10 protein-coding genes are annotated in these 9,583 nt (G+C 69.5%); 6 read left to right on the forward strand and 4 right to left on the reverse strand.

What is annotated here, in order from left to right; all coding sequences use genetic code 11:
* Position 1 precedes the first annotated feature (1 nt).
* From Rhe02_RS09610 to Rhe02_RS09620, 3 genes are read left to right on the forward strand one after another with little or no spacing between them, the layout of a single operon-like run.
* Complete coding sequence (locus Rhe02_RS09610; protein ID WP_203907757.1) at positions 2–415, forward strand: hypothetical protein; 414 nt, start codon at positions 2–4, stop codon at positions 413–415.
* Complete coding sequence (locus Rhe02_RS09615) at positions 412–4,656, forward strand: FtsK/SpoIIIE domain-containing protein (protein WP_203907758.1); 4,245 nt, start codon at positions 412–414, stop codon at positions 4,654–4,656. Before Rhe02_RS09610 ends, Rhe02_RS09615 begins: the two co-directional genes overlap by 4 nt.
* Positions 4,653–6,125 carry a hypothetical protein gene (locus tag Rhe02_RS09620; protein WP_203907759.1) on the forward strand — a complete coding sequence of 491 codons (1,473 nt, stop codon included), beginning with the start codon at positions 4,653–4,655 and terminating at the stop codon, positions 6,123–6,125. Before Rhe02_RS09615 ends, Rhe02_RS09620 begins: the two co-directional genes overlap by 4 nt.
* A 6-nt stretch (positions 6,126–6,131) precedes the next feature.
* Here the strand turns inward: Rhe02_RS09620 and Rhe02_RS09625 are convergent, their stop codons facing one another.
* Positions 6,132–6,293, reverse strand: a complete 162-nt coding sequence (locus Rhe02_RS09625) for a hypothetical protein (protein WP_203907760.1) — start codon at positions 6,291–6,293, stop codon at positions 6,132–6,134.
* An 89-nt stretch (positions 6,294–6,382) separates the two neighbouring features.
* On the opposite strand from Rhe02_RS09625, the gene Rhe02_RS09630 reads away from it, so the two are divergent.
* A complete protein-coding gene (locus Rhe02_RS09630) occupies positions 6,383–7,111 on the forward strand; it encodes a dienelactone hydrolase family protein (protein ID WP_203907761.1) in 729 nt (242 codons plus the stop codon).
* Between the two features lie 4 nt (positions 7,112–7,115).
* Here Rhe02_RS09630 and Rhe02_RS09635 read toward each other — a convergent pair whose 3' ends face one another.
* The gene (locus Rhe02_RS09635; protein WP_203907762.1) at positions 7,116–7,304 is read right to left on the reverse strand and encodes a hypothetical protein; all 189 of its coding nucleotides are present in this window, start codon (positions 7,302–7,304) and stop codon (positions 7,116–7,118) included.
* 74 nt (positions 7,305–7,378) lie between these two features.
* On the opposite strand from Rhe02_RS09635, the gene Rhe02_RS09640 reads away from it, so the two are divergent.
* The gene (locus tag Rhe02_RS09640; protein ID WP_203907763.1) at positions 7,379–7,732 is read left to right on the forward strand and encodes a hypothetical protein; all 354 of its coding nucleotides are present in this window, start codon (positions 7,379–7,381) and stop codon (positions 7,730–7,732) included.
* Positions 7,733–7,764: 32 nt separating this feature from the next.
* Here the strand turns inward: Rhe02_RS09640 and Rhe02_RS09645 are convergent, their stop codons facing one another.
* Positions 7,765–8,142: a VOC family protein gene (locus tag Rhe02_RS09645; protein ID WP_203907764.1), complete on the reverse strand. Its 378-nt coding sequence runs from the start codon at positions 8,140–8,142 to the stop codon at positions 7,765–7,767.
* A 94-nt stretch (positions 8,143–8,236) separates the two neighbouring features.
* On the opposite strand from Rhe02_RS09645, the gene Rhe02_RS09650 reads away from it, so the two are divergent.
* Entirely contained in the window at positions 8,237–9,157 is a 921-nt protein-coding gene (locus Rhe02_RS09650) for a hypothetical protein (RefSeq protein ID WP_203907765.1), read from the forward strand.
* On the opposite strand, the gene Rhe02_RS09655 is transcribed toward Rhe02_RS09650, so the two are convergent.
* Positions 9,141–9,524 (reverse strand): hypothetical protein, encoded by a 384-nt coding sequence (locus tag Rhe02_RS09655; RefSeq protein WP_203907766.1) that lies wholly within the window; start codon positions 9,522–9,524, stop codon positions 9,141–9,143. The genes Rhe02_RS09650 and Rhe02_RS09655 overlap by 17 nt on opposite strands.
* Positions 9,525–9,583: the final 59 nt, after the last annotated feature.

Below are 9,583 nucleotides of genomic sequence, written 5' to 3' on the forward strand. Positions count from 1 at the left end.
CATGCCGACCGAAGCCGAGTTTCTCGTGGCGCGCGACGCCTTCCGCGCCGCTGCGGAGACGGCGCGCCGGCCGGTGACACCGATGCTGGCCGCGTTCGGCCCGCAGGTGCTTGTGGGCGGGCTGCTCACCGCCGAAACCAGCGAGCTGCTCAGCGGCCACAGCGGGCAGATGCGCAGCCTGGCCGACCGCTGGGATCGGCTCGCCGACGAATGCGCTTGGCGGGCAAGGGTTTGCGCGGCCGCCTACGCCGCCCGCGCCGCCTACGCGGCCGCTTTCGGCGCCTACGAAAGCGACCACGACAGCTGGGAGGCCGACCGCGACCGGGCCGCTGCCAACGAAGAAGCCTTCACCCGTTCCGAGCCGCATCCGCCGCAGCGCCCGCCGTCGCCACCGCCGTGGGTGCGGTGGCCATGATTCCGCTGGTGTTGCGATGGCGGGCGGTGGAGGCCGAGGTGCGGCTGGCGATCCTCGACGAGGCGGCCACTCTGGACGACCTGGTGGTCGCCGCCATCGGCCGGCCCTCACCCGGGCCGGTGACCATCGACGGCCGCGCCCTGCTGCCCCGTACCCCGCTGGCCCTGGCCGGTGTCGGCTGCGGCTGCACCATCACCCTCGACCCACCTGCCACCGACCCAGTGCCCGCCACCGTCACCGGCGGCCCGGTGGGCCTCACGGCCACCAGCCCTGCGGCTGGCCCAGCGGCCGCGTTGCCGCCCGTCGCCGGAGCAACGGCCGTGGGCCTGGCGACCGGCGGCCAAGGGCCGCGAATGCAGGAACGCCGGCAGGCCGGTGTGGCGCGGCTGGAGCTTCGGCAGGTGGCGGGTTATGGCGCTGGGACACGGATCGGGCTGGAACCGGGGCGGCATCTGGTGCGCAGGGCCGGCAGCGCGGGACAGCCCGGCGCGGTGGCGGCGGTGCTCGAGGTCACGGCCAACGGCACAGTGACGGTGGCGCCGCTGAACCCGGCGGTCAGGATCGACGGAATCGCTTGTGCGCCAGGCGATCCGCTGCCGCGCGGGGCAGCGCTGGAGCTGGCCGGCGCGGACGCCTTCACGGTCGTGACGCCGACGCCTGTCGCGGGGCGAAGGTTGCCGGATGTGACCGGGGTGCGCACCCTCAACCGCCCACCCCGCCTCGCCCCGCCGCCCTGCCCCGAGCCGGTATCGATGCCGCAGGAGCCACAGCGGCCCGGCAAGAGACGCCCGCTGCCATGGCTGTCGATCGTCATCCCGCTGCCGATCGCGGTGATCATGGCCTTCCTCCTCAAGCAGCCCTACTTCCTGATCTTCGGGTTGATGAGCCCGCTGATGCTCGTCGCCCGGTTCGCCGAAGAGCGGCGCACCCGGCGCAAGGACGAGCGCCAGCACACCGCGCAGCTGGCCCGGCTGCTGGGCGAGCTGCGCGAAGCGGTGAGGGCGCAGCAATTCCGGTGGCGCGACAACCAGCGCGCCGTGCATGCCGACCTGGCGGAGCTGGTGCGGCGGGCCGAGGAGCACGATTCCCGGTTGTGGGAACGCCGTCCCGGCGACCACGACTTCCTGCGGGTACGCCTGGGTCAGGCCGCCCAGCCGTGGCAGGCCGACGTGCTACGGGCCGGTCAGGCCGTCGATGGGGCCGAGGCGGCGCTCGACCAGCTGTCCACAGTGGACGCAGCACCGCTGGTGGCGGATCTGACCGAAGGCGGTCTCGGCTTCTGCGGGGAACGTGAGGCCGTGCTGCCTCTGGTGCGAGCCGCTCTGATCGACCTGTTGGTGCAGCACGGCCCGGCCGATCTGCGGCTGGTGGTGCTGACCGAGCCGGATCGGCTGGCCGACTGGGACTGGGTCAAGTGGCTGCCGCACGCCGGAGTCGACGGCAGTACCCAGCTGGCCTGCGAGGAAACACGGGCGCGGGCGATCCTGCCGACGGCAGCGTTGACGAAGGACGCCCGGCTGCCGATCAGCCTCATCGTGGTGGACTCAGACTCCTATCTGGACAAGCGCACCTCGCCGGTGCGGCCATTGCTGGCCCGCGCGGCCGAACATGTGCGCGCCGTGGTCATCACCGAGAACCTCACCGCCCTTCCGGCCGTGTGCACCAGCATGGTCGAGGTGGGCGCGGGACAGTCCGCCTACCACGAACCGGGCCGGCGGCTCACCCTCGAGCAGGTCGCCTACGCAGGGCTCCCGCTGCCCGCGACCGTTGTCTGCGCACGCGCCCTGGCCGGCCTGGACGACCCCGACCGCCCCTCGGGATCCAGCGGGCTGCCCACCGCGCTGGGGTTGCTCACCCTCCTGGAAGGCGGCACGAGCGTGGCGAAACGCTGGCGGGCCGCCGTCCCCGCGGCGAGCCTGAGCGTGCCGCTGGGTGTGAGCGAGCTGGGGAACTTCAAAGTGGACATCGTCGCCGACGGCCCGCACGCTCTCATCGCCGGCACCACCGGGTCGGGCAAGAGCGAGTTGTTGCGCACCATGGTGGCGGCGCTGGCCGCGACGGCCAGCCCGGCCCACCTGAACTTCGTGCTGATCGACTACAAGGGCGGCGGCGCGTTCGACGTCTGCGCCGATCTGCCGCACACCGTGGGGGTGGTGACCGACCTCGACGAGCATCTGGGCGAAAGGGCGCTGCGATGCCTCAAAGCCGAGGTGCGCCAACGTGAGCGCCTGCTGCGCGATGCGGGCGCAGCCAAGCTGGAGGAGTTCCGCGGCGACAGGCCGCTGCCCCGGCTGATCGTGATCATCGATGAGTTCGCCACCCTGGCCGCCGAGCTGCCCGACTTCCTGCAATCGCTGGTGGACATCGCCCAGCGCGGCCGAAGTCTCGGCGTGCACCTGGTGCTGGCCACGCAGCGCCCGGCCGGCGTGCTGGACAACAAGATTCGCGCGAACACCAACCTGCGCATCGCCCTGCGGGTGCAAGAAGACGCCGACTCGACCGACGTGATCGGCGCACGCGACGCCGCCCGGCTTCCCCGCGGCCTGCCCGGCCGGGGATACGCCCGGCTCGGCGCGGGCGAGCTCACCCTCTTCCAGAGCGCGATCGTCAGTGCCCAGCTGCCACGCGGCGACCGCCGCCCGGTACAGGTGTTGCCGTTCACCGCCACCGGTGACGCCCGGCCCACGGCGATGCCCGGCCCGGCCGAGGGCACCGATCTGCAGATCCTGGTGACCGCGTGCCGACAGGCTTTCACCGAGCTGGGCCTGCCTGAGCCGCGCGTGCCGTGGCCGCCTCCGTTGCCGCAACACCTTGCAGCAGAACAGCTTCATCTGGGTACCGGTGCCATCCCGCTCGGCCTGGCCGACCTGCCCGATCAGCAGCGCCAGGACTGCTACGGATGGGATCCGGCCAAGGAAGGCAACCTGGCCTGCTACGGCATCGTGGGCGCCGGAACGTCCACCACCCTGGCCACGGTGGCTCTGGCCGCAGCCACCATCCATCCGCCCCGCGATTTCCACCTCTACGTGCTCGACTGCGACAGCGGCACGCTGAGCCCGCTGGCCGCGCTGCCGCACACCGGCGCCTACATCCGCCTCGACGAGGAGGAACGGCTGCGGCGGCTGGTAAGGCATCTGCAAACACAGCTGGAGCACCGCCGCGAGCTTTCCCGCCGAGGCGATCGGGCCGCGCAACCGTTGCTGTGCCTGCTTATCGACAACTTCGGCGCGCTGCGGCAGGCCGCCGAGGACAATGTGGAGCTCAACGCGTGCTTCGGTGATCTCACGCAGATCATTCGCGACGGCAGCGGGCTCGGTGTGGTGGTGGCGCTGAGCGCCAAGCAGGAACGTGCCCTGCCCGGCTCGCTGGCCGCAGTCATCCCCAAGCGGCTGGTGATGCGCCTGGGCGACACGCTGGCCTACGCCGCCTTCGGTTTGCGCCCGCGCGACGTACCGGAGATGGTCACCGGCCGCGCGATCGACCTGGCGACCGGGGCCGAGGTACAGGTGGCTCGTCACGGCGGCGGCGACCTCACCGCCGCCGTGACGCGAATCGCCGCCGCGGCAGCGCCCGGCGGGGCACCCGAGCGCATTCTTGCCCTGCCGAACCAGATACAGCTGGCGGGAATAGGCGATGCCACCCAGTCGGCCAACGGCACTTGGCGCGTGCCGCTCGGCCTGGAGGCCGGCTCGCTGCGGCCCGCCGTGCTCACCTTGCACGCGGGCGAGGCAGCCACGGTGGTCGGCCCGTCGCGCAGCGGCCGCAGCACGGTGCTGTGCACCATAGCCCGCTCTGTGCACGCCGCTGACCCGCGGCTGGCGTTGCATGCGCTGGCGGTGCGGCCCTCCCCCTTGCGGGAGCTCGAATTCCTGGCCGATCTGGCGACCTCGCCCGCTGAGGCCGAGGCGTGGGCCGAACGGGTGCTCAAGGACGACAACGCCCGGTGGGCTTTCATCGACGACGCGGAACGGCTGGCGGGCAAGGCTTTCGAGGCCCTGGCCAAGCATCGCGACGACCGGCTGACCGTTGTGGTGGCGGGCCGGCCGGACGATCTGCGCGGGTTCGGCCACTGGGCCAAGGATCTGCAACGCAGCCGGGCCGGAATGGCGCTGCGCCCGGCCGCCGGGGACGCCGAGGTGTTCAAGGTGGGCTTCCCGGTGCGCATCCCGCGCTTTCCGCCCGGGCGCGGGTTTCTGGTCAGCGATGGCGAACTGGCGACGGTACAGGTGGCGATGGCATGAGACAACAACACGGAGCCGGACTGGTGCTCCGCGACCGGTGCATCGACCTGACGGTCTTCCAAGCCACCGGCGAGGTGGGAATCGTGGCGTGGGCCCGGCAGCGCCTGCCGCGAGGCGTGATGGTCGATGGCCTGGTCCGGGAGGTGAACTGCCTGGCGCGTGCGCTTTCCGGCCTTGCCGCACGGTTCGGGCTGGCGCAGATGCCGGTGCGCCTTGGATTCTTCCCCGCCGGCGCACAGGTGCGCACGGTCGATATCGCTGACATTGAGTCCATAGTGGACACTGCTTCTTTCTGGTACCGGCATTGGCCGGCCGACACCGTGCAGAGCCGCTCACTTCGCGTGCTGGTCTGCCCTCGCCCGGCGCTGACCGCGCTTCACACGGCGGCCGCCGAAGCCGGGCTCGCCAACGTCGACATCGAGCTGCTGCCCGATGCTTGCCTTCGCGCCCTGGCGCATCAAGGCGATGGCGAAGGAAGACTCGACCTGCCCGGCGTTTTCACCAGTGCCTGGCGCAACGGCTACATCGTCCATGCCGACTCCACCCCACCGCAGCGACCACGCGAGCCGCGACTGCTGCACAGCCCACTCGCCCAACCGGCCACGCCACCGGCGGGCCTGCTGCACCATGTCCAGCCGGGTCTGCCCGCGACCGCGGCATCGCTTGCCGCGCAAGGCCTGGCGATGGCCGCCGCGAGCGGCACCGCCCTGGACACTTTGCTGGTGGCGGCCCGCCGGGAGCCTTCGGGCACAGCCGCCGCCTTCGACGGCTCCCGGTGGTCGGTGCACGCCATCGGGCAGGCGCCACCGGCACCGCCGCCGGTGTACGACCCGGTGCCGTTGCGCCAGCTGCGATCCGCGCGCCGCCGACCCGGCGCGCATCGAGCCGCCACCCGGCCTCGCCTGGCCGCGACCGCCACCGCGGTCGTCGCCGTCTCTCTGCTCGCGCCAGCTTTACCCGAGCCGGCTGGGCATCCGGTGACCGACATTCCCTCGTGGCAGGCTGCGGCCTCGCCCGCCATGCCATCGACCCCGCCGCCATCCGCTGCGCCAACGCTTTCCCCCACCCCGGCTGCCACGGCCGCGCCTCCGCCGGCCCAGGTTTCTGCGCCAGTGGTGACCACGCCGCCGGCCCCGTCACCGGCCGGTCCCAAGCCCTCGCCCAGCCCGACTCCCCCGCCCGTGCCCTCGCCCACGCTGACCGTCATCGGGGCCTGCCATCAAGGCCCGCTGCCGCAGTGGGCTTTCACCGTCGACGGCTCCGGCTACTTCAGCGGATTCACCGCCTACCCGTTCCACGAAAGCTGCCGGGGCCGCAAGGTGGCGGTGCGAGTGGTGATGCGGGCCGGTCAGGTCGGCGCGACAAGCGGCGACACGGTCAAAAGCGAGCTCTTCGTGTCGATCGGCGGTTTCGAATGGGCCCGGCTATGGCCCCGCGACATCCGCACCGTCGAGCTGACTATCACCTGACGTGCTTCAACGATGTTCAAACCTTATGTAGTCCTGCCCAAAGGACACGGCTTGGATCTCCTCGACCTGCGGATCCCGGTCCACCATCTCCACCATCTGAGAGGGTTCGATCCGCTCGGGAAGGTGCCGCCACTTTTCCGTGGGTTTGCGCTCATCACGCTGGTCCATCCGTCAATGGTAACGCCGGTCCAGCCGACATGACCGTCCGGTTTGGACGTCGGTCAAAATGCGTTTGACCTTGCGGGTACGGTCAGCCTATGTGTCTCGACGCTGACGTCCACGCCGCGGGTGATGCGGATCCGATCATCGAGCTGACCTCTGCCGACGGAGCCGGCTTCGGTGCTTACCTGGCCAGGGCCGCCGAGCCGTCCGGCGTGCGGCTGGTGCTCCTTCCCGATGTCGGTGGGATGCGGTCGCCATTTCGTGACCTGGCCCGCCGCTTCGCCCGTACCGGAGCCGACGTGCTGGTCATCGACTACTACGGCCGGACACTGGGGACCGCGGCGCGCGGCGAGGAGTACGACGCGCGCGTCAGCGAAAGTTTCGATCGTGAGCTGGTGCTGGCCGACCTGACGGCGGCCATCGCCCACCTGCGCGGGCTCGGCGACGGCCCGATCTACGCGGCGGGCTTCTGCATCGGCGGATCCAATGCCCTCTATGCCGGTACAGCCGATCTCGGCCTCGCCGGTGTGATCGGCATCTGTCCTTACGTCGGCCAGATGGGTGTGTCGGCGCCGCTTCCCGAGGACTTCGGGTCCGCTATCCGCGTGCCCGTGCTCGGCCTGTTCGGCGGCGCCGACACCGAGGTGCCCAGCAGCGTGCACGAGAACCTCGCCCGGGATCTGGCTACGGCCAACCTGCCGCATGACATCGTGGTCTATCCGGGCCAGCCCCACGGTTTCATCGAATGGGACCACTTCGGCCGAGAAGGCCACGCCGAAGCCGCCGCCGACGCGTGGGAGCGCATCGCCGCGTTCCTGAGGTAGCCGGTCACAGGCTGGCGCTTCCGTTCCTGTTGCCCTGCTGGTTGATTCCCGACTCTTGGGTAAAAGGCGCACCCTGCTGGGTGGGCTCAAACCGGGCACGTTCGCCGCTGGTGCGACGATCGCGCAACACGACGTAGACAACACACGCGATGATCGCCGCGACGGCGGCAATCACGAGTATCAACACACCCATGGGTCGATGATAGCCAGCGGGCCGTCGAAAAGTGTGCCGGTGGCGGCCGTCTACATCCAGTTCGGAGGATCGCCTTGAATGATGCTGAACAGCACTTCTGGCTTGCCCTGGAGTACCGAATCTGCCATGAACTCGCGGGTTTCGATGACCGGCACCTGCGGTTCATGTGGTGTGACGGCCTGATTCCGGAGATCTACGACCTGCAAGGCGACCCGCCAGGCGTTCACGGACGCGCCTACTGCGGCCCAAGTGGACAGGAACATTGGCAGTTCACCCTCTTGATCGGAGACGGCGTCAATACCGCCGAGGACATCGACTGGCTGTCGCTACTGCCACCCGCCGAAGTGACCGGATGGCTCTCTCCGCACATAAGGGACCGGAGATTGGTGATAGAGCCGTCCGCCGCCTATCCCGATTCCCAGCCATAGGTGAACATCGGCGCTTGCGGTGATCGCTGGTCCTAGTGCGGGACCGCGGCGCAGAATTCGTTGCCTTCGGGGTCGGCCAGGAGCCGCCAGATGCCATCCCCGGATATCACGGTGGCGCCAAGCTGCACGAGCTCGTCGAGGTGAGCCTGGTCTCGGAGCCGGACATCGACGTGCATGCGGTTCTTCACGGTCTTGGGTTCGGGAACCTCTTGGAGGAAGAAGACCTGCGACCCGTCCGGGGAGTCGATGGCCACCATCGGATCGGTTTGCGGTGTCCGGCCCATAGCGGCAAGCTTGGCAACCTCGGCCTCGTCGTACGGCCGGATCCGCCAGCCAAGCGCGGCTTGCCAGAATTGCGCGAGCTCCGCTGCATGACGACAGTCCAGCACGATTCCCTCGATCCCACTCATCCGTCGAACATTACCGATGGCTCCCGGGCCCCGCGACCGGGTTTACGCTATCCGTCTGCGCACCGCCCTCGGAGTCCGATAGACAATGGCGGACGTGACAGAACTCGATGCGACGGCCGTGGTCCATCAGCTCTTGGCGGCGGCCGGCAGTCGGCTGTACGACTCTTGGCTCACCGAATTCGAGCGGCTCAATGACATCGGTTGCGATCTGCTCTTCGCCCTACGCGATCGCCCGGGTGACACTCCGATCGGCGCTCGGACGGCCCATCCCAGAGACATCGCGGAGGACCTGTGGCACGCATTCGTCCACGCGGCACGGCGATGGCCAGATCGTTTCCTTGAGCATGTCTTGTCAGATCCGGCCCTCCACGAGGACATCGAGATTCTCGACGCTCTCGGCGAGGTCGACCGGCCGGCAGCGCGAGCGCTTCTCGTCGCCGCGGTCAACCAGCGCCGCGCCGGCCACGCGTTCGGCCGCCGGTATGCCATCGGATCGCTGATCCGGCTGTCCGACCCACAGGTACCGGGCCTGCTGGCCAGACTGGTGAAAGACCGCGACTCATCCGTGCGCTTCGCGGCCGTCACAGCTGCCATCGAGCACGGCGACGCCCGTTGCATGCCCGCCTTGCAGCACGTCTCCGAAGCGGCGAAGACCCCTTGGGGGACAAGGCAGTTCGCCCTCGACGCGATCGAAGCGATCGCCTCACGGGAAGGCCTGGCCGACCTGATCCCGCCATCCGGCCAACGCCGCCTCGTCGAGCTGCGACCACCGGCGACCCGAACAGCGGCCGTCACCGTGCTGGAGGTCTTCATTCACCACATAGGAGCCCGCGTCACCACGGGTGAGGCAATGGCCCGGCTACAGGTGGGGCGCCGCATCCATCACACAAAGGCACCGTGCGACGGCGTGGTGGCATCAATCGGCGTCTCACCCGGCTGGGAACCGCCGCCGATCATGTTCCGTATCAGCACGGCACATCCGCCGTTGGCGCCACGGTTCAGCTCTGCGGCTTGAGTTCGCGAATCAGGTCGGTGCCTTCGGCGTTCCACAGCTCGATCGAATACCGCACGTCCAGGCCGGCGAATACCACGGCGAGTTCGTCAAGCCGGGACGGATCCACCACACCGTTGAATATCACCTCGCCGGGCAACTGTTGCAGCTCAATGCATGCCCACTCGCACTCGACCTCGTAGTCCGTCCATGAACTTGCCCGCGCTCGCCAACCCGCGGCTACGAACGACTCAGCCAGCTGCCTAGCCGGTGGACAGTCATACAACGAGCCATACACGTTGTTGTCGAGCGCCGCCAGCTGGTCGACAAGACGCGGCCCCGACGTGCCTCCAGACGTGATGTCCATCGCCCAACCCTCCTGCGAGATCATCGGCATAAGCGGACTCAATTGTCTCCACCGTCGCCGCGCAGGACAACGAGTCAATCCCA

The sequence above is a fragment of the Rhizocola hellebori genome (assembly GCF_016862955.1).
Classification (GTDB): Bacteria; Actinomycetota; Actinomycetes; order Mycobacteriales; family Micromonosporaceae; genus Rhizocola; species Rhizocola hellebori.

What these genes read in the sequence shown, in the direction of transcription:
- Rhe02_RS09610 (WP_203907757.1), top strand. Translation starts at nt 2, where the DNA reads ATGCCGACCGAAGCCGAGTTTCTCGTGGCGCGCGACGCCTTCCGCGCC.
- Rhe02_RS09615 (WP_203907758.1), top strand. Translation starts at nt 412, where the DNA reads ATGATTCCGCTGGTGTTGCGATGGCGGGCGGTGGAGGCCGAGGTGCGG.
- Rhe02_RS09620 (WP_203907759.1), top strand. Translation starts at nt 4,653, where the DNA reads ATGAGACAACAACACGGAGCCGGACTGGTGCTCCGCGACCGGTGCATC.
- Rhe02_RS09625 (WP_203907760.1), bottom strand. Translation starts at nt 6,293, where the DNA reads ATGGACCAGCGTGATGAGCGCAAACCCACGGAAAAGTGGCGGCACCTT.
- Rhe02_RS09630 (WP_203907761.1), top strand. Translation starts at nt 6,383, where the DNA reads ATGTGTCTCGACGCTGACGTCCACGCCGCGGGTGATGCGGATCCGATC.
- Rhe02_RS09635 (WP_203907762.1), bottom strand. Translation starts at nt 7,304, where the DNA reads ATGGGTGTGTTGATACTCGTGATTGCCGCCGTCGCGGCGATCATCGCG.
- Rhe02_RS09645 (WP_203907764.1), bottom strand. Translation starts at nt 8,142, where the DNA reads ATGAGTGGGATCGAGGGAATCGTGCTGGACTGTCGTCATGCAGCGGAG.
- Rhe02_RS09655 (WP_203907766.1), bottom strand. Translation starts at nt 9,524, where the DNA reads ATGATCTCGCAGGAGGGTTGGGCGATGGACATCACGTCTGGAGGCACG.